Source organism: Marinobacter albus (genome assembly GCF_030238305.1).
GTDB classification, from domain to species: domain Bacteria; phylum Pseudomonadota; class Gammaproteobacteria; order Pseudomonadales; family Oleiphilaceae; genus Marinobacter; species Marinobacter albus.
This window is the reverse complement of sequence record NZ_JASSQD010000001.1, coordinates 293,770-316,035: the sequence shown is the minus strand read 5'-3', so window position 1 is coordinate 316,035 and position 22,266 is coordinate 293,770. Positions and strand designations below refer to the sequence as shown.

The following is a 22,266-nucleotide window of genomic DNA, read 5'->3' as shown; positions in this document are numbered from 1 at the left end:
GACAAGACAGTACGGAGAGTGACGTGGCCCAGATTATTTTTAACGATCGGAGACCCCCTCAATGTCCATAGAGGTTCAGGAAATTGAATGCCTGGAGGGCCACATCGGCCTGCTTACCCTGAATGCCCCGGGCACGCTCAACGCGCTTACGGAGCCCATGATCGATGAACTGCAGATCACTCTGGACCGCTGGGCCGTGGATGACCGCATCTGTCTTGTTGTGCTTCAGGGCAAGGGCGAACGGGCCTTCTGTGCCGGCGGCAATATTCGCGACCTCTACAGCGCCATCAAGGACGAGGCGGAACACGACACCGCCGCTCGCTTCTTCACCCGGGAGTACCGGCTGGACTACAGCCTCCACCGTTTCCCCAAGCCCGTGGTCGGTATCGCCCACGGGGTCGTGATGGGCGGCGGCCTGGGGCTGCTCACGGCTTGCCGTTACCGCCTGGCAACGCCGGACGTTACCGTCGCGATGCCGGAAATCTCCATCGGGCTGTTTCCGGATGTGGGCGCCAGCTGGTTCCTGAACCGTCTGCCCGGACGAATTGGCCTGTTCATGGGTCTGACCGGAGCCCGGCTGAACATCACCGACACCATTCGCATCGGCCTGGCCGACATGGTGTTACTGCCGGAGGACCGGGAGCCCCTGCTCGGGCAGCTGCAGGACCAGCGATGGACAGGCGAGCCGGCGGCGGACGACAACCGCCTGTTCCGGCTGCTCAACCAGATGCACGCCCCCGACTATCGCTCCCTTGAGCGCAGTAACCTCGAACAGCACGAACAGGACATCGCCCGGCTCAGTGCCGGGGATGAGCTGCCAGAAATTGTCGATCAACTGCTCTCCGCCGAGATCGACAGCGAATGGTGGAATGCCTGCATGAGCAACCTCAGGGGCGGCTGCCCGGTATCGGCGTGGCTGGTCTGGACCCAGCTGCAAAAGGCCCAGCAGATGTCACTCAAGGATGTGTTCCGCATGGAGCTGGCCATGGCCATGGAGTGTACCCGCCGTCCGGACCTGCCGGAGGGCGTCCGGGCCCGGCTGGTGGACAAGGACCAGAGACCGACCTGGTCGTTCAACAGTGTCGCTGAGGTGCCAGCGGACGTGGTTCAGGCCCACTTCCAGCCCGAATGGGATGATGAAAGCGATCCCATGCAGCTCGGCTGAGCCCTAGAGCTCGGCGCCGGCCTGGACCAGCAGCATCTCCAGATCGCGGTTGTTGTTGGCCCGGGCCATGTCCAGTGCGGTGCGCCCATCGGCGGTGCGATAATTCACGTCAGCACCGGCGGCCAGCAGCATCTCCGCCGTCAGCAGATCGCCACTACCGACAATCTTCATCAGCAGCGATTCGCCGCCCTGACTGACATTCACGTTGGCACCGGCGGCCAGCAGCACCTTGACCACCGACAGGTGACCCTGTTCGGCAGCCCGGATAACCGGCGAGTAGCCGTCGGCATCCCGGGCATTCACCCGCGCACCCGCCGACAACAGCAATTGGACCAGACGGCGACTGCCTTGAGCCGATGCCACCATCAGCGGTGTCTCACCATCGGCGTTGGCCAGGTCCGGAGACGCGCCTTCAGACAACAGGAACCAGGCCACACGGTCCTCGCCGGCGGCCACCGCGGCCATCAGTGGAGAGCCCTTTTCGGTCAGGGTGTTGAGCGATTCCCCTGCCTCCGAAAGCGCCATCACCCGATCCAGGTCTCCCTGCCCTGCCGCCTCAATCATGGGCGTAGCTGCCCCGGTGGCGGTTTCGTGTTCCAGGTTGGACGGTTCTGAACGGGACGCGCACCCGGACAACCAGGGCAGTAGCACAATCAGGACAAACAACAGATAACGGGAGGAGCCGGTTCCCTTGGCCATAACAGACGATCTCGATCAGATGATGTTTGGCCTATTCTGGGCAGCGGGGAATGAGAATTAAATCGAGCGAGTCACAACTCTGGCCCCTTTTGCAGAAGTTGACGGATCAGCGCGCGCAGCCGATCCTCTCCCTCCCGCTGCCCGAGACACAGACCATCCGCCTGCAGAGCCGGCCAGTCCCGCTGCTGCATGACGGCGCCGACCCAGAGCGCGAGATCCTCCTGTGTCCGTAACCAGGCTCCGACGTGGCGAACCATGCTCGTTTTCCGGAGCACCGGCAGACTGAGCAGGAACCCGCGATGGCCATGACCAAAGCTGTGCAGATCCCGCCGGTCCTGGTCGTCGAGCCGTTCGGTTGCCGGCAGACCCGCGCCTATGTCGGCCAGCAGGCCAGGTTCCAGGGCCGGCCAGGCCAGCGGCAACAGCGCCAGCCAATGCTCCGCCTGGCGTTCGCTGAGCTGACTCACCAGGCGTTCTCCCGCCTTGCTGATACCAGATAGCATCTGCAGGGGGTATTCGCCGCTGGTGGCCTCCTGATTCAGGCCCAGGCGCACCACCCTCAATGCACAGGAGCGCCAGAAGGCAAGCAGTTCCGGACTGCCGCCGAAGCTGGTACCCAGCGTGTCCAGACCCTCTTGGCTGGCAGCCTCCCTCGCCTTTGCCACCAGCAGGCGACCGATGCCATGTCGCCTGACCGAATCCGATACGGCAATCCGGACCACGCGCAAGCAACCCTGGGATGCGGCTTCCGGAAAACCGCTGTGACTGGCCAGCGACTGCGGCAGCAGGTGTCCCCGGATGCGGCGTTGCCCCAGGGTCACCTGCTCGGCCAAATCCGGTGACAAGCCGCCCTCCACGGCCCCCCAGAGTATGCCAACGGTGATGTTACCTGTCCGCGCCCGCCAGCTCCTGGCCGACGGCGCGTCCATCCACTGCCTGAGGTCCGCAGGCGTTGTTCGGTAGTGGGCGTCCACCAGCAGGCCGAACGCGTCCGACAACTCGGAATCGGTTGCGTCAACGGGATCAAAAGGCTCGATGGTCACGTCACCGGGACTGACGCGTTCGGAGACCGGTTCCCGGTTCTCCGCGGCCAGAAGGAACAGTCGCGACACCAGGGGTTCGAGGGGATCGCTGGCGGACCAGCGAACCGGCGCAGCCAGCGTGATCGATTGCCAATGCGGTGTCTCGCGATTCAGGATCTGCCGGAAGCGGATGGCGAAGCCCCGTCCGGCGCCCTCATAGCCGTGAACGGTAGAGGAGAAACCGACTCTGGGCCAGCCCAACAGCACCTGCTTGAGCAACGGGGCCGGGATCGCCGCCGCCTCGTCCACCAGCACCACTTCAGCCTCGGGTCGCTCCGCCAGAAGCTCCCGGATCGCGACGAACCGCAGGCAACCGCCCGCGCGGGTCTGCAGGGAGGATTCCGAGGCCTTGAGGAGGTCATCGCCCAGCGCTTCCCGGGCGTGACGAAACAGGGCCTCAACGTTGTCGCGGGAGGGGGCCGACACCAGAACCTGTCGCCGGCCTCGCTGCAGCAACTCGGCCGCCGCCAATCCCAGCGCCGCAGACTTACCCCGGCCACGATCCGCGGTAACGACAACGGGGCGGCGCCGTCGGCCCAGACCGAACTGCACCAACCGTTCGATCAGTTCCTGCTGATCGCCGGTGGTCTGGACGACGAATCCGGCGTCCCGCTCCGCAAGATCCGGCAACGACGTGGGCACGGTGCTGCCGAGGTCGATGCGGATGAGCGACGGTTCGGTCGCGAGGATGTTCGCCATGCGGGCTGCAAAAGGATGCCGGGGCAACTGGTCCAGGCCGGTCCTGGCGTAATCCGGATCCTCAAAATCTGACCACTGCTCCATTGGCGGCATCAGCCAGAACAGCAGGCCGCCCGCCCGCAGGGTCCCTGACAGTGCGGCAAAGCTGTCGGGCGGGTTACCCTGCCAGCCATCCCAGACCACCACCGACAGTTCCCGGCCCAGCCACTGCCGGGCGTGCCTCGGTGCCAGGGATGCCAGGGTTCCACTCGGGCTCTCTGCCTCGGGTCCGGTCCAGACACCGGGCTCCAGAGCCAGCGCCGGCAACAATGCCTTCAACCAGCGGAGAGCCTTTGAACGTTCGCCTTCGAGCAGCACCAGGCGCCGCTCCCCTCGCTGCTGAAGCCGGCGCTGGAGCCGCCGCCAGGCATCAGGCTCCCCTCCCCCGAGCAGACCCGGTGGCATTAACTGAGATCTACCGAATGGCGTTTGAGGTCGTTCAGGTCACACATCTCCAGCGTCGCCTGGTGGGTTGCCCGCAAGCGAACCCTCGGGGCCGACCCCGCAGCCAGAGCTTCTTGCCAGCGCGCCGCACACAGGCACCAGCTGTCGCCGGCTTTCAGGCCCGGGAATCCGAAATCCGGCCTCGGGGTGCTCAGATCGTTGCCGCGACTTTTCGAGAATTCGAGAAACTCGTCGGTGACCACCGTGCACACGGTGTGGAAGCCGAGGTCATCGGGACCGGTATTGCAGCAACCATCGCGGTAAAACCCGGTTTTTGGATCGGTACCACAAGTCTCCAGGTGTTCGCCCAGTACGTTTACGGGGTCCGATATCTGCATAGGTTCATCCTCTTACTCCGGAGCTGAGCCGCCATTGAGTTGGTCAAATGGCTCTGAATTTCTGGTTTCGATTATGCGGGACCGGTACCCGCACTGCCAGTTGGCCAGTACAATACGCGCTATGCCAACCAAACCCCAACAGTCTCCCCCCCTCGATCTGCCGGATTTTCTTACCGATGAGCAGCGGGCCATCATCACCGCCGGTTACGAACACTCGGTGATCACCGCCGTGGCCGGCAGTGGCAAGACCTCCACCCTGGCCTGGCGGATCCGCTACCTGCTGCTACAGGGGCACGACCCCGATCGTATGCTGGTGCTGATGTTCAACCGCAGCGCCCGGGTGGATTTCGAGCGCAAGCTTCAGGAGGTCTGCCACCAGAGCGGGCTGGCACTGCCGGAAATTCGGACCTATCACGCCATGGGCCTGCGGCTGTACAAACGGTTCGTGCGGGAAGGCTACCTGCCGGGATTTTCCGACAAAATCCTGACCGAGCAGGAGATCAGCTTTCAGGCCTGGCAGCTGACCCGGCGGTTGGCGCCGGAGGATCTGGCGGACGAGATCCGGCGCAACAAAAAGGATTTCGTGGAGACGGCCACCGGCTTCATCGATCTGGTCAAGACCACCCTGTCGCCAGCGGAGATCGTCTTCGAGGAACTGGGTTACACCGACAAACACCGCTACCTGATCGACCTGTTCCACAGCTTTGAACAGTGGCGCAAGGGCCAGGGCCGGATCAGTTACGCCGACATGCTCTACGAGCCAGTGATGGCGATTCACCAGAACCAGCCCCTGCAGCGGCTGGTGGGCAACAAGATGGATCTGATCCTGGTGGACGAGTACCAGGACACCAACGAGATCCAGCACCTGCTGCTGAGGTACGTGGCCGGCGACCGGGCCCGGGTAACCGTGGTGGGCGATCCGGACCAGACCATCTACGAATTCCGGGGCGCCAAGCCCGAGTTCATCCTCAAACGCTTCAGCGACGAGTTCGAGAGCCCGCTGGAGCAGACCCTCAGCTACACCTTCCGCTATGGCCATCGGGTTGCTCTGCTGGCCAATCACCTGATCTGCCACAACACCGGGCGCAAGGACGTGCTGTGCCATTCGCACCCGTCGACACCGGCCACGGAGGTCGTCCTGCATCGGGTCGATAATGACAGCGACACCATCGTCCAGATTTTGCAGCAAGGCTCCGGAACAGCACTGGCCGGCACAGCCATCCTGTTCCGGGTCTGGAGCCAGAGCGTGCCGATCGAACTAAAACTGCTGGCCCGGCAAATCCCCTATCGCATCGATGCCGGCAAGGGTGCGCTGTTCAGCCGCGAAGTCCAGGCGATCGTCTCGCTGCTGATGGTGGTTACAGGCCGCTTGGCCAACCTGCCGGACGAAGACAGGCTGGAAGTGGCGCGCCAGCTGCTGCGCTTTCCTCATGTGGGTATGAAGGAGCCGGAACTGGAGCAACTGGCCCGTTTCCTGGCGGGCTTCTCCGGCGACTGGCACGAGCGGCTGCTGGCGATGGATTTTGACGCCCTGTCGCCCATGGCCGGCCGTAAACTGCGCAAATTGGGCGAAGTCCTGGGCCAGCTGCGCGGCTACAAGGGCACGGTCGCCGGGCTGATCAGCGTGTACGCCGAGCACACCGACCTGCATGAGGGCATCCGGAGCCTGGCCCTGACCCACGAGAGTGCCGAGGAACGCATCGACACCATCCAGGGCTTCCGGCAGTACCTGAAAAGCCTGGATGTCGACGCCCACGGCGCCGTTGACCACCTGAAAACCCTCAAGCAGCAGGCAGGGGAAAAACGGCAGGGCGGCGTGCTGCTGTCGACCATCCATCGCACCAAGGGGCTCGAGTGGCCCCGGGTGATCATCCCCGGCCTGCAGGAAAAATATCTCCCCTACAGCCCCCGGCCCCATGATGATGCCCGCGCCTTTCTCGAGAGCGAACGGCGCCTGTTGTACGTGGCCATAACCCGCACCCGCCAGCAACTCCATCTGATCAGTCGCCCGGCCAGTTCCCAGCCGCACCTGGACGGTGACCAGGGGCCCAGCCGTTTTGTCGGTGAATGCAGTTTCAACCTGTCCAGCGAACTGGGCACCTGGCTGGACGAGCGCATCGAGGAACCGGGGCAGTCGCTGGCACTGGAGGCACCCATTACGCCGGTCGGCCGGCGCTACGCCGAACGCGAAGGCATTGTGCTGGAAGGGACCATGGCCACCGTGTCCGATACCACAGAGGCACTCTGGCACCACAAGCGCCTGAGTCACGCCATTTTCGGCGCGGGACAGGTCGTGGCCGAAGACGAGGGCTCCTTCGAGGTCCGGTTCGACAATGGCGACACCCTGAACTTCAGCAAAAAGAGCGCGCACCTGTATTTCACCCCTCTGGCCCAAAACGACTGAAACCAAACCGATTCCCGGCGCGTAACATTGCTGTAAACGTCGTTCGTGTCTATATTTTTATTGCCCAGCCCCTCGGCCGATAGACACCGGGTATTCCCGCAGTTTCCCGTTGACGCACTCTCAAAAACGAATGATGAACAGGAGGTTCCGCATGAATTTTTTGCGTTCGTGCGCGATGGCTGCCATCGCATCTACCCTGGTATTCCCGGCGGTTGCCGCCGAACGGAAGGACACCGTCTACATCAATCCTTTCGCGGCGTACCAGTATTTCGACGACAAACGCGACCTGAGTGAAGCCGATACCTATGGCGGTGGCCTGGAGTACCGATTTACGGACCGCTGGGCGGTGGAGCCTGTGTACTCCCGCGCCAATGTGGATCGCAAAGGCGCCCCCGGCGAATCCGATTTTGATGAAATTCGCATGGACATCATCTACTATTTTGCCAATCCGACCGAGGCCGTGAACCCTTACGTGTCTTTCGGTGGCGGTCACGCCGATTTCGGTGAGGATGCCAGCGCCCCTCTTACGTCTGGCAGCAATCACGACGAAACCCGGGTTAACGTGGGTACCGGTATTCGCTACAACTTCACCGATTCCTTCTCCCTGCGAGCCGACCTGCGCGAGTTCCACGGTATTGACGAGAGTACCTTTGACACCCAGGTGTCCCTGGGTCTGAGCTTCGCGTTCTATCGCTCGGTCGCAGCACCTGCGGATTCCGACAACGACGGTGTTCCCGACGAGTCAGACGAGTGCCCGGGCACCCCGGCCGGCGCCACCGTCGACAGCACAGGGTGTGAGCCGGACGGCGACCGGGATGGCGTCGCCGACGCACGGGATGCCTGCCCGGACTCCACACTCGGTGCCGAAGTGGATAGCCGAGGTTGCGAGCCGGACAGCGACAACGATGGCGTCATTGACGGTGTCGATCAGTGTCCGAGCACAACTCCGGGTGCCACCGTCGACGAGCGGGGCTGCGAAGGGGTCACCGAAGTCATCCAGACCTTTGAAGTGGACGTCCAGTTCGCCAACAACAGTTCGGTGATCAACAAGGCCTACGATGAGGACCTCCGACGCGTCGCGGACTTCCTCGAGAAAAACCCAAGAACCTTTGTGGAGGTTGCCGGCCATACCGACAGCGTTGGCGATGCGGACTACAACCAGTTCCTGTCCCAGCGTCGGGCCGAGGCCGTGGCCGCGCGCCTGGTCGACTCCCTCGGTGTCGATCCGAGTCGGGTGAAAGCTTCCGGGTATGGGGAGGAGAGGCCGATTGCCCGCAACGATACCGCCGAGGGCCGCGCCGCCAACCGTCGGGTTGAGGCGCTGATTCAGGTCGAACGGTGAAATCGTCGGTACTGGCCGACTGATGCAGTCAAGGCGCCCACATGGGCGCCTTTTTTCTCGGAGGCCCCATGATCAGAGCCGTTTCCGCGTTGGCTCTCCTGTTGTGCAACCTCAACCACCCGCTTGCCGGGGTGTTCCGGTGTGACACCGCCAACGGAGTGATGTATACGGATGAGCCCTGCGAGGGCAACGGGGAAGCGATCACCATTCCGGACAACCGCATCGGCGGCCGTCTGGACAGCAACCTGCCCCCGCCCGCGCCCGACGCTCCGAGGGCTGAGGAGGCAGACGGGAGCGACGACGAAACGACCCGCGAAGCACCAACAGCCTGCCGCTTCATCAATTCCACCGACCTGAGGCGCCATATCGTCCGGGAGGAAATTGTTCGGGGCATGACCCGGGACCACGTGCGCCGGGCCTTTGGCAACCCACCGGAAACCTACACCAGCCCGCAGGAAGTCTGGATCTATCAAACCCGCTATTACGGGGCGCTCTATGAACTGACCTATGTGTACTTCAAGGACGGCTGCGTACAACGGGTGGAGTACCGGAAACCCTGACCGCATCCAGCAACAGGTTGCGCGGGGTCAGTGTCCGGTCGCAGAAGGCTCCGAGCCTGACCCGGTAACCCTGTTCTTCCAGGAAAATCGCATAATCCAGCACCATCCAGAGTTCCAGCGGTCGCCGGAACAGGTGCCGTACCAGTTCGTGACGCCGAACCTGACTGTACCGCCGGTCGCCAACACGGGACCAGTGTTCAAAATCGGTCGTGGCCGGTAACACCAGGCCTTTCTTCCGGGCCGCCCACTGGCAGAAAGCCTCAAACCCCTCCTGGATCAGACGGGACGGATGCGAAGGCACCGGCAGATACTCATCACAGCTCCTGAGCTGACGCTGGAGCGCGTCGAAGCCCAGGCGCCACTGGCTCACCTTCCGGGTCTGCTCCTGAACCCGGGCCGGCGCGGTCACGGTTTCCTGCACGGCCAGACGAATCTCGTTCCGGGACAACTGCAGGGCAGCATCATGGCGCCTGGCACGAGCGGACAACAGGCGATAAGGGCTGGCGTCCGTCAGGTGGTAGCAGCAGGGGGAAAAACTCAGGCGGGGCAGGCGAACCTCACTGGCCCGCCGGATCAGTTGCCGGTGCAGGTCACCACACGCGTGTAGGGCGACCCCGTGAGCATCGGTCGGAAAGACAAAATCCGGCGCCATCACGTCCTGACACTGCACCGCAACCGCATCATCGAACTGTGCGGCCAACCGGTTGCCGTCGCGCACCAGTTCCGCGTTCCATTCATAGCCCCGGACCGGTTCCGGACAGACCGCCGCCAGGGTTCGCGACAGATGGCCCTTGCCACAACACCAGTCCATGACCGGTTCGCGAAGGGGTTCGAGCGCCGCCGCGAACGCCCCGGACTGCAGTCGCTTTCGCCCGGGCATGTCGACTGCCCTCACCTCCGGCAGGGTTGCCCGGTGCACCCTCCCGCCCGGCGGCGAGAGGTCCGGCAGGCTGACAAGGTCCGGGTAGGCGGCCAATGATGGCAAAGCGTCACACAGCAGGCCCGCCAGCCTCGCGAGATCGTCATCCAGCACCCGGCACCGCTCGTCGTCGAGCCCAGCGACCCGGGCCGCCAGTTCGGGATGCTGCAAGGTCCACTCGGGAACCGGCTCCGTGAAGGGCGCCTGCTGCCAAAGGGGGCGGTGGCGGACAAGCCAGTCATTCAGGGCTTGCCAACGGCTGTAAAAAGATTCGGCGGGGTCGTGTAAACTCGCGGCCGGAGGTATCGTCATGCAACTGGCCTTTGTACTCGTTGAACCCAAGGTTCCTGAAAATGTCGGCGCTGCCGCTCGTGCCCTTTGTACCATGGGGTTCGGCGAGCTGTGGCTGGTCAATTCCGATCTGCATACCCGGCCTGAAGCGCACTGGCTCGCCCATGGCAGCGATCACATCCTCGATAACGCGCGCATTTTCCCTGATCTGGCCTCGGTTAGAAACTCCGTAGACCTGCTGATGGGCACCTCGGCCAAACCGCGACACCATCGACAGGACTGGCTCGCGCCCTCAGACCTGCGCGATGTTGTGCTGGCAGGCAAAGGCGAATCAGTGGCCAACGCGGCGCTGGTCTTCGGCCGCGAAGACCGCGGGCTGGCCAATGAGGAACTGGCTCTGTGCGATCTGCTGACCGGCATTCCCATGAAAGTTTCCTACCCTTCCCTGAACCTCGCCCAGTCCGTGATGCTGTATGCATGGGAGCTGTCCGGGCTGTCCACAGCCGCCGACCCTGTGAATTCAGACCCCGGGCGCCTCGGCGCCCTCCGCAGCCGGCTCGAACAACTGTTGCCAACCCTGGATGCCCCTGCCGGGGGCAAGCTGTCCCAGTGGGTTTTCCAACGGCTGCCGCTGCTGCAGGAGCGCGACATCGGGTTCGTTCATACCCTGTGTGGCAACATCGAACGACGCCTGAAACGGGACTGACGTTGCGGCTGGCTATTCGCTGAAGCGGCCGGGCCGGAAGGCGTCCAGGCACACCGCCGGGGGCTCGCCGTCCACCAACTGGGCAATCACGTCGGCACTGCCGGCGGACAGGGTCCAGCCGAAGGTGCCGTGTCCGGTATTGAGGAACAGGTTATCCCTCGGGCCCCGACCAATGATGGCAGGGCCGTCAGGCGTCATCGGGCGAAAGCCGGTCCAGGTTTCCGCCGCCTCCAGTTCGGCACAACCGGGAAAGCGGGAGGTGACCGACTTTCGGATCGTCGCCAGGCGCGCCTCGGGAATATCGCGATTGAAGTCAGCAAGTTCCACGAAACCGGTCGCCCGCAGACGATTGCCCAGACGAGTGGAAACCACCTTGTAGTTGTCGTCATGAACCGTTGACACCGGAGCCCGGTCGGGATCGCTTAATGGCACCGTGATGCTGTACCCCTTGACCGGGTATAATGGCAGGGCCAGGCCCAGGGGGCGGATCAGGTGATCGGACCAGCAACCGGCACTGATCACAAAGGCGTCGGCGTGGACGAGCTCCCGCTCGCCCCCCGCGGTCGTGATGGCAATGGCCTCCACGTTGTGGTCGTCGCCAACCAGGTTTTCCGCCTCCACCCGATAGCGGAACCGGACGCCCTTGGCTTCACAGGCCTTCGCCAGGGCCTGTGAGAACAGATGGCAATCGCCAGTGCCATCGTTGTCATAGCTCAACGCGCCGTAAAGCGGTCCCGGGCCGACCATCCCCGGTTCGGCCTCGCGCACCTGTTCCGGCGTCAGCAGACGCGACGGGATTCCCAGTTCATTCAACAGCGTGTGAACGTTACGGTAGCCGGCGAGGGCTTCCGGAGTGCTGGCAAGGTGCAGCAGACCCCGGTGGTCGCCGTCAAAGGCCAGGTCGAGCTCCTTTTCCAGGGCCAGAAACCGCTCGCGACTGTGCATAGCCAGGCGCAGCATGGCGCGGCGGTTCAGTCCGAACAGGCCCGGCGACCAGGCATAGCGCAGGGTGGCAAACAGGAATCTGATGGCCTCGACGGAAGGCGGCATCCGCATTTTCAACGGGCCGTCCTGTTTCAGCAGCCAGGGTACGGCCTTGAACACCATGCCAGGGTCTGCCCAGGGATATACCGCCCCGTACGAACGCTGGGCGGCGTTGCCCTTGCTAGTCTCGTTGCCCGCCACCTCGTGCCGTTCCAGCACCGTTACCTGATGACCGCGGCGATTCAGTTCGTACGCCGTGGTTACCCCCACAACGCCCCCGCCCACTACAACTATGCGCATCTGCGCCTCCCTGTGTCGGTTTACTTCACGCCCTTGCTGGCCAGCAGTCGACGGTACTCATCCAGTACTTCCCTGTCCTCGCTCGGGTAGTCCGGAGCCAGCCGCTGCAACTGTTCCGCCAGGATAGCCGCGACAATCGTCCGGGCCTGGGGCTTCCGATCGCCCGGCACCACAAACCAGGGCGCCTCCCGGGAATGGGTCTGGGCCATGGCTTCTTCAGCAAAGGCCTCATACTGATCGCGTTTTTCCCAGCCATCAATATCGGACCGGTCGAATTTCCAACGCTTGCGGGGTTTGTCCAGTCGCTGCAGCAGCCGACGGCGATGCTCGTCTTCCGACAGGTTCAGCCAGATTTTGACGACCGTGGTGCCCTCCTCCACCAGATTCGATTCGAAGTTCCGGATGGCGTGGTACCGGTTATGCCAGTTATAACTTTCGGGGGCATGAACCGGCCAGATCCGTTCACTGATTACCGCCTCATGATGACTTCGGTTAAAGGCAACCATCTCGCCAAACCCGGGCAGGAATGGCACCACGCGCCACAGGAAATCATGGCGGGTTTCCGCCCCTTGAGGACGACTGAACGACCAGGCATGAAAGCCTGCCGGGTCTGCGTAGGTGGCAAGTGTACGGATCAGGCTGTCCTTACCACTGGTGTCCGGACCGTGAATCACCACCAGCAGTGCCCGGTTCCGGTTGGCCCACAGCCGGCGCTGGTATTCCCCGATCTCCTCCAGGCTGGATTCCAGTGCCGGTAGCGTGTCGTCATCCTCCAGCAGATACGGGTAGTCATGGAACCGGGGTCTGTCAGGGTCGTAAAACCAGCTCTTTGCAAACTTGGAAACACGCATGCCGGGAACTCCCTATCGCTGTAATGGGCGTCAACAATCGTACAAGCTGGTAAACTTGGGCCAACCAAATTCTCAGGATAGCAGTCTCACCGAGACTGCGATGGAGTTGAACGCACGGCAATGAGCAAAAAACGTCGCGAGATTCCCGTTTTCGATCATCCCATTATCGAAACCCACTGCCATCTGGACTACCTCAAGGACCGCCCTCTGGAGGAGACCCTGGATCAGAGCCAGCGAGTCAACATCGAGAAGGTGATCACCATTGCCGTGTCCCCGGACAATCTGGCCCGGGTCCGCGAGCTCAGCCAGGTGGCACCGTGGGTCTACGGCACCCAGGGGATCCATCCCCACGACGCGGAAAGCTATTCCGACGCCGCCGAGGCGGAGATTCGGGCCCACGCCAGCGACAACAAAATTGTCGCGGTGGGCGAGATCGGGCTGGATTACTTCTACGACAACGCTGACCGGGACGTGCAGCGGGAGGTTTTCCGCCGCCAGCTTCAGATCGCCTGCGACCATGACCAGCCGGTGGTCATCCACAGCCGCGAGGCGGACGACGACACCATCGCGATTCTCCGGGAGTTCGAGGACACCCTGACCCGCCGGGGCGTGATTCATAGTTTCACCTCGGGACCGGGACTGGCCAGATACGCACTGGACCAGGGCTGGTGCCTGGGTTTCAACGGCATCACCACGTTTAACAAGGCGGAAAACGTACGCGACATCGTGCGGATGGCGCCCATTGAACAGATCCTGCTGGAAACTGACGCCCCCTTTCTCACACCGGTGCCCTATCGCGGTCGCGAAAATGCCCCGTTCTACCTGCCGTTCGTGGCGGAAAAGATTGCCGAGGTGAAGGGGCTGGCGCTGGACGAGGTCTTGCGCAAAACCTACCAGAATAGCCTGCGGACGTTCTTCCCCGGTTAATGATCAAGCGCATTCCCATTTCGGCCCTGAAGGTCGGCATGTACATCGCCGACCTCAACAACGACTGGATTCCTCACAACAGCCAGCGCAAGCGGGGCGTCATCAAGAAAGAGGAAACCATCGAGAAAATCCGCCAGATGGGGGTCGCGTTCGTCTACATCGATGCCTCGAAAGGACTGGACACCCAGGATGCCGAAACCGCCGCCGAGGTGGATCGGCGCAATGAGGCCGCTCTGCAGAGCGCGGGGGAACAATCCCCCGGGCTCCGACCGCAGGTGCCTGTGGCCGAAGAGCTGGTCATCGCCCAGAAGATTCACCGCCAGGCCCAGGGGCTGGTGGGCAACTTCATGAACAACGTGAAGATCGGCGGCGCCATCGACATTGCCCCGATCCACAAACTCGCCGACGAGTTGCAGTACTCGGTACTGCGCAACGCCAATGCGCTCAGCTGTCTCGGACGCATTCGGGAAAAGGACAACTACCTGCTGGAGCACTCCGTCAATCTGAGTGTCCTGATGTCGCTGTTCGGCAACTACCGGTCGTTACCCGCCGATACGCTGCACCAGACCGTCGTTGGCGCCCTGCTCCACGATCTGGGCAAGATCCTGACACCGGATGAAATCCTGAACAAACCCGGGCGCCTGTCCGCGGAAGAGTTCGAGGTCATGAAGCTGCACGCCCGACATTCCCGGGATATCCTGGCAACCACGGAAGGTATCGGCGAACTGTCCGTAATTACCGCCGCCCAGCACCACGAACGTCTGGACGGTACCGGCTATCCGGACGGCCTCAGGGGCGAGGAAATATCGATCTATGGCCGGATGGTCGCGATCACGGACGTCTATGATGCCATCACCTCCGACCGGGTCTATCACAAGGGCATGACCCCAACCCAGGGCCTGAAGAAGCTGCTGGAATGGAGTGGCGACCACCTGGATCCTTCCCTGGTCATGGAGTTTATCCGCTGCATCGGCCTGTACCCGGTTGGGGCCCTGGTGCTTCTGGCCAGCGGCCGTCTGGGCGTGGTGGTGGAAGCCAATGAACACGATCAGCGCCTGCCGGTGGTGCGAGTGATGTACCACACCAGGTTCCGGATTCCGATTACCGTAGACACCATTGATCTGGCCAAACCCGGCACCCAGGACCATATCCTCCAGTCCGTGGATCCGGATGATTACCGGATTGATGTCCGCAAGTTCCTGATCTGAGTCGGTAGAGCCCACCCTCTCGTCTGCTAAGCTTCCAGAATCCTCCCATTGGAAAGCACGACACCTCGATGACCGCATCCATATTCGAGATTCTCGGCGGACTGGCGCTTTTCCTGCTGGCCATGGAGATGATGACGGATGGCCTGAAACAGGCCGCAGGGCATCAGCTGCGCCACCTGCTCGGGACCTGGACCAAGACGCCGCTGAAGGGGTTTGCCACCGGCGTACTGATTACCGGTCTGGTTCAATCGTCCAGCGCTGTCACCGTTGCCACCATCGGTTTCGTCAACGCCGGCCTGCTCAACCTTGGGCAGTCGCTGGGGGTGGTCTTCGGCGCCAACGTTGGCACCACGATAACCGGCTGGCTGGTCAGTCTGGTGGGCTTTGGTATCAACATCGAAGCCTTCGCCATGCCGTTGCTCGCCATTGGCATGGCACTTCGGCTGCTGGGAACAGCGCACCGCATCAAGGCCGTGGGCCAGGCCCTCGCCGGCTTTGCGCTGTTTTTCCTGGCGCTGTCGCTGCTGAAAGAGTCCCTCGGGGGGCTGACCAACGGCTTCCATGGCGCAGACATCTCTGGCCAGGGCTACGGACTGCCGGTGTTCGTGCTGATCGGCTTTCTGACCACACTACTGACGCAATCGTCGAGCGCTGCCCTTGCCATCATTCTGAGCGCTGCCGCGGGCCAGCTCCTGATGCTTGAGCACGCTGCGGCGGCGGTTATTGGCGCAAATCTCGGCACCACGTCCACCGCTGCCATTGCAGCCCTCGGTGCCACAGCCAGTGCGCGGCGGCTTGCGCTCGGACACGTCATCTTCAATCTGGTTACCGCCGGCATCGCGGTGATCATCCTGCCTGCGATGCTGTGGCTGGTTGTCGCCCTGGCCCGGTGGTTCGAGCACGATGCTCATCCGGCGGTTCTGCTGGCGCTGTTTCACACGCGGTTCAACGTTCTGGGCGCCCTCATCATGCTGCCGTTCGCGGCGCGATTAGCCCGATTTCTGGGCCGCCTGTTCCGGAGCAAAGAGGAGGACAATGCCAAACCCCGTTATCTGGATGACACCCTGATATCGACGCCGGAGCTGGCGATGGGTGCTGTTGACCAGGAAATGAGGCGGCTGATCGAACTGACCCGCGGCCTGCTTCGGGTCTGCATCGACCGGGAGGCATTAAAACCCGCGCAGATCCAACCGAAATCCGAGGCCGTGCTCAGCCTGAACACGGCCATCAACGAGTACATTTCCAGACTCCGCGCCGAAAAGCTGCATCCCAGCAACGTCGACGCCCTCACCCGTAGCATCCGGACCTGCCGCTACCTGGCGGAGGCGACCACACTGGCGCCAAGGCTGCTGCATCTGCGCGATGCCTGCGACCAACCGGAGTTCGCGCCCCTGCAACCGGTACTGGAGCGGTATCTGGAAGAACTCCGGGGTTTGATTGCAGCGGATGAACCATCGCCCGGCCGAGTCAACGAAGCGGAGCAGACCTACCACGAGCTGAAATCGGCCCTGCTGGAAATGATCGTCCGGCGGGAACTGGCCACCAGCCTCGGGGAGCAGTCACTGGACAACCTCAGCACGGTACGCCGGTTATCCGATCAATGGAGCAAGTCCCTGAATTGGGCACCGACGACGGAAACCGTAACAAGCTCGGATCAGAAACTGTCCGGAACAAAACGGCAGTAACGGTTTTTACCCCTCTGCTTGGCACGATACATGGCCTGATCCGCCTGGCGAAGTAACTGGTCGCCATCAAGATCAGGGTACTGGGGGAACAAGGTGTAGCCGATACTGGCGGACACCTCCACACGGTGGCCGGACACCCAGACCGGTTCAGATACTGCGCTCAGTATCCGGGACAGCAAGCCTTCAAGGTTGCCTTCGTCACTCATGTTGATGACAAGCGCAGCGAACTCGTCGCCCCCCAGGCGTGCCAGTGTATCTTCCTCGCGCAAGGCCAGACGCATCCGTTCGGCGACCTGCACCAACAACCTGTCACCGGCCTGGTGGCCAAAGGCGTCATTGATGGGCTTGAACTCGTCCAGATCAATGTAGACGACCGCCAACCGGTAGTCCTGCCGCCGGGCCTGGGCCATGGCCTGTTGCAGCCGGTCGGCAAACAGCACACGGTTCGGCAGGCCGGTCAGGGCATCGTAATGGGCCAGGGTCAGCAACTTTTGCTCCTGCTCTTTCAGGCGCGTAACGTCACTGAAAATACCGACAAAATGGGTGATATTTCCATTTTCGTCGCGAACGGAACTGATCGTCACCGCCAGTGCCATGGGTTCACCGTCTCCCCGCTTAGCGGTGAACTCACCGTGCCAGAACCCCTGGGCTCGGGCACTCTGGAACACGCTGCTGCCTTCATCGATGGGCAGTGGCGGCGACGCGCCTATGGCGTAACTGCGCGGGCTTCGGGTGATCGAAACGAAGGCATCGTTCACGTCCACCACCATGCCGTGGCGATCGGTGATGAAAATGGCTTCCCGGGCGTAATCAAAGACACTGGCCGCAAGCCGCTGTTTTTGCTCTGCCTGTTTACGCCCGGTAATGTCGTACAGCGAGCATAGCAGCAAGGGTTTCCTCTCAACCGAGTCGTGGGCGGGGGCGATGGTCATATCGACCCAGACACGGGTCCCGTCGGCCCGCTGAAATACCCATTCGCCCTGGCTCACCTCGCCTTCGCTGACCCGGGTGACAAGCACCTTCATTTTCTGGCGGGATAATGTGCCATCCGGCTGCAGTTCGGGAGAGAAGCTGGCGATGTCCTTGCCCAGCAGCGATTGTCGGGAAGCATACCCGAACAACTCCACCGCGGACCGGTTGGTATCCACAAACAGCCCGTCCTGGATCATCAGCATGGGTTGAGGCCAACTTACGATGAGCCGACGCAGCCGTCCCTGCTCGACAGACAGCTGGCGCGTCCGTTTGGCCAGCCAGAGTGTGCTGGTAACCAGCAGCATCACCAGGATCAGGACCGTGAACACCCAGATCCGGTACTGGTGCAGGGCATCGATCCAGGTGAGTTCGGGCACCTGATCGTAGGGCGCAATGCGAAGCTCACGGGCCAGATATTCCACTGACTGGTAATCCGCCGGTGGCGAGAAACCTGCAATACCCGCCGCTCGGGCAACCGGGGCATTCTCCTCCAGGGCAAAGAGGGCGGAGGCGGTCCGGCGGATAATCCGGCTGTCAACATGGGGGAGCGCGACCAGGGGCCATTCCGGATACAGGCGGGTGGATACCCGGAACGGAAATCCCGTGAGCTGCTGCTCGTTCACCACCTGCAACTGGTCCATCAGGGCTGGCTGGCTTACGGTCAGTTCTTCCAGCAGTCCGGAGCGGACAAAGCCGACATCGGCATCGCCCGCCAGGACCGCACGAATCACCCGGTCGTGACTATCGACCAGCTTGATCCGGTTTTCGCGACGGACATCCAGCCCGACCTCCATCAGCTCCAGCACCTGGGCCTGGTACCCACCCAGGAAGTGCTCACCCGGCGTGGCAATACTTTTGCCCCGGATATCCGTCAGGCTATTGATATCCGTGCGGCGGGCACTGGTGATGATGACACCGCCGAGGCTCGTCGTGGACGTACCCTGCCAGGTTCGCATCACGGTGGCGAGCACGCCTGTCAGGCTGCGCTCACTGCGAATCATCAGAAAATGACTCGGATTGGTTACGATGAAATCCAGCCGGTTGGACGCCAGTGCACGATTTATCTGGCGCTGGTTCAGCAGTTTCAGCTCAACGGGTTTTCCGATAGCCTCCGACAGGTATCCGGTCAGAGGTTCATACCGGTCTCTCAGAATGGCCTCGGGCCGCGAGGCAAACACACCGAATGTCAGCGTCGGGCCGGTCGCCCAGGCTGCTGGTGGCAGCAGAACCGCGACCTGCAGAAGCATAAGTGACACACCCAGAATCAGAGCCCTCAAATGACACTCCGGGGCAGGAAGGATGGATCACAAAGTCGTCGCGAATCGGGCATCCGGCTGATCATGCCCTCGCTCGTCATGATATGACCCAGGCTACGCGCAATATATTCAATCCGACCGGTCGACGCCATATACCGCTGGTTCGCGGCCAGGTCAGGCAGCATCACGGTCGCGAGCGCCTGTCTGATTGCCGCCGGTGAGGTGTTCTGACGACTGGCGACGCGGTAAACCGAATCGTGCAGGTTGCGGACCAGGTGCCGCAGCCCGGCAAAATGCGCGTTCAGAAGATCCCGGACCGCCCTGGGGTTGTTCTCGGCTGTTTCGCGGTTCACCACCAGCACATCGAAAATGGTCTCTGGCAGATCGCCACTGTCAAACAACCGGACGCCACCCTGACGTTGGAGAATCGAGGCAACAGGTTCATAGCACACGGAAGCATCCACTTGTCCTCGCCGCCAGGCATCGACATGCTCATTGACCGGAAGATCGACCTGAACGATATCGTCACGGCTCAGCCCTGCCCGTTCCAGGATCTTGATCAACAGGATCCCGGAGACACCGGCAAGTTCGGCTGCAACCCGTTTCCCCTTGAGTTCAGGCAGTTCCCTGATGGACGGCTGCACGATCAGCGCATCGGCACCGGCGGAAACATCCGTCACTCCGACAACCACCGGATCACCGCCCTGGTCCTTCACCCTAAGCATCTCATCCAGGGTAAGGGCGGCGCCATCAAGCGCTCCGGAGAGCAGGCCGGCCATAGAATCCGCCGCAGCCTCACCCTTGAACAGGGTTACCGACTCGGACAGCCAGCCAAACTCCTCGGCCAGATACAGGGGTTCATAGCCAATCCATGGATGAATACCCATTCGGAGCGGCTGCGATCGGCCACATCCGGAAATGCCCGTTGCCGCCATGACGGCGGCAACGGAAAATCCTAGAAAGTGGCGACGGTGCATGGGTCATTCCACGGAGAAGAAGTTAACTTCTTTTAATCTTACTGTGTGGGAGTTACGGGTAAAACCCTTACCGGTCCTGCAGAGCGCCAAATTAGCCCAGGGACAGGAAAATACCCATCAGGACCGGTGACAGAAACGACAACAGGAAGCCCGACGCAATCGCCACGGGCACACACGCCAGGCCGCCGCTGCTGCGTATCACAGGCAGGGTAAAATCCATCGCCGTGGCACCGCCGTAACCGATGGCCATGGCCGGACGGGTCGAAATCAGCAGGGGAATGATGGCCAGCGCAATGATCTCCCGCAGCACGTCATTCAGGAAGGCGACCCCGCCCCAGGCTGGTCCCAACGCCTCTCCGACCACAATCCCGGACAGTGAGTACCAGCCAAACCCGGAAGCCAGTGCCAGCACATCATGCCAGGGCAATGCCAGCACCGGGATCAGCAGGGCGCCTGCCACCAGAGAACTGAGGGTCAGTGCAAGGGCAATGCCCAGGCCCTGACGGTTCATCAGCAACTTTCGCAGTGAGAGGCCAGCATTCCGGAGCTGTAGCCCGATCAGGAATAACAGTAGCATCAGAGACCAGGTGGCGACGTCCTCGATCAACGGCAACCTGGGCAACAGGAAGAATCCGGCCAGCAGTCCGACTGTCACCGCCAACAAAGGCTTGAGCCCCGCCATGAAGAGTCGACGGTACCCGGGGCCCTCGCCTTCGGTGCCATGGACCGGTGTCATTGGCTGCCAGCGATGAAACAGCCAGAGCCCGGCCATGTTAGCTACGAACAGGACAACCACCAGCACCAATACCTGAACCGCCATGCCGCCCAACTGAGTGGCAAGACCCTCCATCTGTCCTAAACCCACGCCCAGCAGACCCAGGATAAAATAAACCAGCGTCTCCACCAGGTAGTGAATCACTGTCATCGCACGACGGCTCGTCAATGGCAGGGCAAACCCCAGGAACAGGGGAGCAAGAATCAGCAATGCACCGGTCAGCATGGTGTCCTCAAGCAGGGTAAAGAAGGGATTTTCAGTCAGGCAATGGGTTCGAACTGGTCGGGATCCAGTGTCGTCCGGGCAGCGCCGGCACCCTGGTCAGTGCGTATATTACGGGCCAGGCGCTGGGCAGTCACCGACCACACCACATAATCCGACGGGCACGGCTCATAGCCGTTTCCCATCAAGGCCCCGGCGGTACTGCGCAGGACCGACTCGGCCCGCGCCAAGGTCCGCCAGGGGCCCTGGCAATGCTGACGCTCCGGCTGCCCACGGTCGGGGCCGGTCAGGGCAACCAGGGCCCAGGCCCCTTCACCGACCGGCTTGATAAACAGTTCGAGACGGTGTTCGCGCCGAACCATCACCAGTGCCTTCAGGGGGCTACGACCGTGGAAATAGTGCAGTTTCATACGGAAATAACGGTGAAGTCAGTGCAGGACATGGCCAGACCGATCCTGAACCAGTACCCACGGGGCAATCACCACCGCCCACAGCTCGGTGTTGTTGTCGTACCAGGCCTGGGCCAGGTCCGGAGGGATATCCCCCACCTGGCCATCGGACATCCATTGCTGGAACCGGGATTTGTTGTCGGCTGCCAGCTCGGTCGCCACCTCCAGCAGGTCGAGTTCCGGCGCAACCCGAACCACCTGCCCCCGGGCAAAATAGGTTTGCAGGTCGTGCCAGTGAATGCGGGAAGTTTCCAGATTCAGCTTGGCTTTCAGCTCATTCTGGGAGGGTTCAGACGACATGACAGGGGCCTCGGTGATGCCAGGGATTCATTCCCACAGGGTAACCGAATCGCCGGCCGCGACACCAGTGCGAGCCGCCAGATGAAGTCAATCGGGGTGGGTATCCGGGGCCAGGCTGTCCCATATCTCGCGAATCCGGTCCGACAATGCCATTGGATCGAAAGGCTTGGGAATCACTGCGGCAGCGCCCTGGGAGAGATAACCACTGACCTCATCGGGCTGCACCTTTGCGGTCATGAAAACGGCGGGGGTCCGGGCAAATCCCGGCTGCTGGCGGATCGCGTTCAGGGTGGTCGGACCATCCATGCCGGGCATCATCACATCCAGCACAATCAGTTGTGGCTGGAACGCCGCAATGGTCGCCAGTGCGCTTTGGCCGGAGGCACAGGTTTTCAGGGTAAACCCACCAACGGCTTCGAGCGCCAGTTCCGCCACCGCGCGGATGTCTTCCTCGTCCTCAACCAGCATGATTTTCTCAAGCTCGATACCTGCACCCGCCATCTCATCCTCCTGCATAGTCCTGTCCCTCGTCGTCCCCTGTTGACTGCCAGTCTTCCAGTCCGAGTTGTCGCAGCAGCTTGCTGCGTTCTTTGGCCGGCGCCGCTTCACTGGTCACCAGCGCCTGATTCAGTGCCATCAGATCGTCATCTTCAACGACCAGAGCATCCATAA

20 protein-coding genes and 1 pseudogene are annotated in these 22,266 nt (G+C 62.1%); 8 read left to right on the top strand and 13 right to left on the bottom strand.

Annotation, left to right across the window (positions count from 1 at the left end; all coding sequences use genetic code 11):
- Positions 1–61: 61 nt before the first annotated feature.
- Positions 62–1,165, top strand: coding sequence for an enoyl-CoA hydratase/isomerase family protein (locus QQF73_RS01480; RefSeq protein WP_285366997.1), 1,104 nt, complete (start codon positions 62–64; stop codon positions 1,163–1,165).
- A 3-nt stretch (positions 1,166–1,168) separates the two neighbouring features.
- Here the strand turns inward: QQF73_RS01480 and QQF73_RS01475 are convergent, their stop codons facing one another.
- The 3 genes from QQF73_RS01475 to QQF73_RS01465 all read right to left on the bottom strand — a co-directional run bounded on the left by QQF73_RS01475 (position 1,169) and on the right by QQF73_RS01465 (position 4,466).
- Positions 1,169–1,864 (bottom strand): ankyrin repeat domain-containing protein, encoded by a 696-nt coding sequence (locus tag QQF73_RS01475; RefSeq protein ID WP_285366996.1) that lies wholly within the window; start codon positions 1,862–1,864, stop codon positions 1,169–1,171.
- 71 nt (positions 1,865–1,935) lie between these two features.
- The gene (locus tag QQF73_RS01470; RefSeq protein WP_285366995.1) at positions 1,936–4,089 is read right to left on the bottom strand and encodes a tRNA(Met) cytidine acetyltransferase TmcA; all 2,154 of its coding nucleotides are present in this window, start codon (positions 4,087–4,089) and stop codon (positions 1,936–1,938) included.
- Positions 4,089–4,466 carry a DUF2237 family protein gene (locus QQF73_RS01465; RefSeq protein WP_219867190.1) on the bottom strand — a complete coding sequence of 126 codons (378 nt, stop codon included), beginning with the start codon at positions 4,464–4,466 and terminating at the stop codon, positions 4,089–4,091. The genes QQF73_RS01470 and QQF73_RS01465 overlap by 1 nt, the downstream gene beginning before the upstream one ends.
- 73 nt (positions 4,467–4,539) lie before the next feature.
- On the opposite strand from QQF73_RS01465, the gene QQF73_RS01460 reads away from it, so the two are divergent.
- From QQF73_RS01460 to QQF73_RS01450, 3 genes are all read left to right on the top strand, one after another.
- Positions 4,540–6,870, top strand: coding sequence for an ATP-dependent helicase (locus QQF73_RS01460; protein WP_285368271.1), 2,331 nt, complete (start codon positions 4,540–4,542; stop codon positions 6,868–6,870).
- Between the two features lie 151 nt (positions 6,871–7,021).
- Entirely contained in the window at positions 7,022–8,212 is a 1,191-nt protein-coding gene (locus QQF73_RS01455) for an OmpA family protein (protein WP_285366993.1), read from the top strand.
- 68 nt (positions 8,213–8,280) lie between these two features.
- On the top strand, positions 8,281–8,772 hold the full coding sequence (locus tag QQF73_RS01450; protein ID WP_219867192.1) for a hypothetical protein: 492 nt from the start codon (positions 8,281–8,283) through the stop codon (positions 8,770–8,772).
- Here the strand turns inward: QQF73_RS01450 and QQF73_RS01445 are convergent.
- Entirely contained in the window at positions 8,729–10,003 is a 1,275-nt protein-coding gene (locus QQF73_RS01445; RefSeq protein ID WP_285366992.1) for a methyltransferase, read from the bottom strand. The two genes, QQF73_RS01450 and QQF73_RS01445, sit on opposite strands and share 44 nt — an antisense overlap.
- Here QQF73_RS01445 and QQF73_RS01440 point away from each other — a divergent pair.
- Positions 10,002–10,688 carry a tRNA/rRNA methyltransferase gene (locus QQF73_RS01440; protein ID WP_285366991.1) on the top strand — a complete coding sequence of 229 codons (687 nt, stop codon included), beginning with the start codon at positions 10,002–10,004 and terminating at the stop codon, positions 10,686–10,688. The genes QQF73_RS01445 and QQF73_RS01440 overlap by 2 nt on opposite strands.
- A 12-nt stretch (positions 10,689–10,700) precedes the next feature.
- Here QQF73_RS01440 and QQF73_RS01435 read toward each other — a convergent pair.
- Together QQF73_RS01435 and QQF73_RS01430 are read right to left on the bottom strand one after the other, a co-directional pair.
- A pseudogene (locus QQF73_RS01435) lies at positions 10,701–11,975 on the bottom strand (D-amino acid dehydrogenase); the annotation flags it as partial.
- 17 nt (positions 11,976–11,992) lie between these two features.
- Complete coding sequence (locus QQF73_RS01430) at positions 11,993–12,823, bottom strand: polyphosphate kinase 2 family protein (protein ID WP_285366987.1); 831 nt, start codon at positions 12,821–12,823, stop codon at positions 11,993–11,995.
- A 120-nt stretch (positions 12,824–12,943) separates the two neighbouring features.
- On the opposite strand from QQF73_RS01430, the gene QQF73_RS01425 reads away from it, so the two are divergent.
- From QQF73_RS01425 to QQF73_RS01415, 3 genes are all read left to right on the top strand, one after another.
- Entirely contained in the window at positions 12,944–13,750 is an 807-nt protein-coding gene (locus QQF73_RS01425) for a TatD family hydrolase (RefSeq protein ID WP_219867197.1), read from the top strand.
- Entirely contained in the window at positions 13,750–14,958 is a 1,209-nt protein-coding gene (locus tag QQF73_RS01420; RefSeq protein ID WP_219867198.1) for a cyclic di-GMP phosphodiesterase, read from the top strand. Before QQF73_RS01425 ends, QQF73_RS01420 begins: the two co-directional genes overlap by 1 nt.
- A 68-nt stretch (positions 14,959–15,026) precedes the next feature.
- A complete protein-coding gene (locus QQF73_RS01415) occupies positions 15,027–16,643 on the top strand; it encodes a Na/Pi cotransporter family protein (RefSeq protein WP_285366986.1) in 1,617 nt (538 codons plus the stop codon).
- Here the strand turns inward: QQF73_RS01415 and QQF73_RS01410 are convergent.
- The 7 genes from QQF73_RS01410 to QQF73_RS01380 all read right to left on the bottom strand — a co-directional run bounded on the left by QQF73_RS01410 (position 16,613) and on the right by QQF73_RS01380 (position 22,264).
- A complete protein-coding gene (locus tag QQF73_RS01410; protein ID WP_219867200.1) occupies positions 16,613–18,862 on the bottom strand; it encodes a diguanylate cyclase domain-containing protein in 2,250 nt (749 codons plus the stop codon). The two genes, QQF73_RS01415 and QQF73_RS01410, sit on opposite strands and share 31 nt — an antisense overlap.
- Before the next feature lie 26 nt (positions 18,863–18,888).
- Positions 18,889–19,848: an ABC transporter substrate-binding protein gene (locus QQF73_RS01405; protein WP_219867201.1), complete on the bottom strand. Its 960-nt coding sequence runs from the start codon at positions 19,846–19,848 to the stop codon at positions 18,889–18,891.
- A 91-nt stretch (positions 19,849–19,939) separates the two neighbouring features.
- Positions 19,940–20,848 (bottom strand): LysO family transporter, encoded by a 909-nt coding sequence (locus tag QQF73_RS01400; RefSeq protein WP_219867202.1) that lies wholly within the window; start codon positions 20,846–20,848, stop codon positions 19,940–19,942.
- 35 nt (positions 20,849–20,883) lie between these two features.
- Entirely contained in the window at positions 20,884–21,255 is a 372-nt protein-coding gene (locus tag QQF73_RS01395; protein ID WP_219867203.1) for a PA4575 family protein, read from the bottom strand.
- 18 nt (positions 21,256–21,273) lie between these two features.
- The gene (locus tag QQF73_RS01390) at positions 21,274–21,594 is read right to left on the bottom strand and encodes a DUF2288 domain-containing protein (RefSeq protein ID WP_285366984.1); all 321 of its coding nucleotides are present in this window, start codon (positions 21,592–21,594) and stop codon (positions 21,274–21,276) included.
- An 87-nt stretch (positions 21,595–21,681) separates the two neighbouring features.
- Positions 21,682–22,110 carry a response regulator gene (locus tag QQF73_RS01385; protein ID WP_228743349.1) on the bottom strand — a complete coding sequence of 143 codons (429 nt, stop codon included), beginning with the start codon at positions 22,108–22,110 and terminating at the stop codon, positions 21,682–21,684.
- Complete coding sequence (locus QQF73_RS01380) at positions 22,097–22,264, bottom strand: hypothetical protein (RefSeq protein WP_219867205.1); 168 nt, start codon at positions 22,262–22,264, stop codon at positions 22,097–22,099. Before QQF73_RS01380 ends, QQF73_RS01385 begins: the two co-directional genes overlap by 14 nt.
- Positions 22,265–22,266 lie beyond the last annotated feature (2 nt).

Bases quoted from the DNA above. Each gene is read 5' to 3' on its own strand.
- QQF73_RS01480 (WP_285366997.1), top strand. From the start codon at position 62: ATGTCCATAGAGGTTCAGGAAATTGAATGCCTGGAGGGCCACATCGGC.
- QQF73_RS01405 (WP_219867201.1), bottom strand. From the start codon at position 19,848: ATGCACCGTCGCCACTTTCTAGGATTTTCCGTTGCCGCCGTCATGGCG.
- QQF73_RS01465 (WP_219867190.1), bottom strand. From the start codon at position 4,466: ATGCAGATATCGGACCCCGTAAACGTACTGGGCGAACACCTGGAGACT.
- QQF73_RS01415 (WP_285366986.1), top strand. From the start codon at position 15,027: ATGACCGCATCCATATTCGAGATTCTCGGCGGACTGGCGCTTTTCCTG.
- QQF73_RS01470 (WP_285366995.1), bottom strand. From the start codon at position 4,089: ATGCCACCGGGTCTGCTCGGGGGAGGGGAGCCTGATGCCTGGCGGCGG.
- QQF73_RS01385 (WP_228743349.1), bottom strand. From the start codon at position 22,110: ATGCAGGAGGATGAGATGGCGGGTGCAGGTATCGAGCTTGAGAAAATC.
- QQF73_RS01455 (WP_285366993.1), top strand. From the start codon at position 7,022: ATGAATTTTTTGCGTTCGTGCGCGATGGCTGCCATCGCATCTACCCTG.
- QQF73_RS01380 (WP_219867205.1), bottom strand. From the start codon at position 22,264: ATGGATGCTCTGGTCGTTGAAGATGACGATCTGATGGCACTGAATCAG.
- QQF73_RS01420 (WP_219867198.1), top strand. From the start codon at position 13,750: ATGATCAAGCGCATTCCCATTTCGGCCCTGAAGGTCGGCATGTACATC.
- QQF73_RS01440 (WP_285366991.1), top strand. From the start codon at position 10,002: ATGCAACTGGCCTTTGTACTCGTTGAACCCAAGGTTCCTGAAAATGTC.
- QQF73_RS01460 (WP_285368271.1), top strand. From the start codon at position 4,540: ATGCGGGACCGGTACCCGCACTGCCAGTTGGCCAGTACAATACGCGCT.
- QQF73_RS01395 (WP_219867203.1), bottom strand. From the start codon at position 21,255: ATGAAACTGCACTATTTCCACGGTCGTAGCCCCCTGAAGGCACTGGTG.
- QQF73_RS01430 (WP_285366987.1), bottom strand. From the start codon at position 12,823: ATGCGTGTTTCCAAGTTTGCAAAGAGCTGGTTTTACGACCCTGACAGA.
- QQF73_RS01445 (WP_285366992.1), bottom strand. From the start codon at position 10,003: ATGACGATACCTCCGGCCGCGAGTTTACACGACCCCGCCGAATCTTTT.
- QQF73_RS01390 (WP_285366984.1), bottom strand. From the start codon at position 21,594: ATGTCGTCTGAACCCTCCCAGAATGAGCTGAAAGCCAAGCTGAATCTG.
- QQF73_RS01450 (WP_219867192.1), top strand. From the start codon at position 8,281: ATGATCAGAGCCGTTTCCGCGTTGGCTCTCCTGTTGTGCAACCTCAAC.
- QQF73_RS01475 (WP_285366996.1), bottom strand. From the start codon at position 1,864: ATGGCCAAGGGAACCGGCTCCTCCCGTTATCTGTTGTTTGTCCTGATT.
- QQF73_RS01410 (WP_219867200.1), bottom strand. From the start codon at position 18,862: ATGCTTCTGCAGGTCGCGGTTCTGCTGCCACCAGCAGCCTGGGCGACC.
- QQF73_RS01425 (WP_219867197.1), top strand. From the start codon at position 12,944: ATGAGCAAAAAACGTCGCGAGATTCCCGTTTTCGATCATCCCATTATC.
- QQF73_RS01400 (WP_219867202.1), bottom strand. From the start codon at position 20,848: ATGCTGACCGGTGCATTGCTGATTCTTGCTCCCCTGTTCCTGGGGTTT.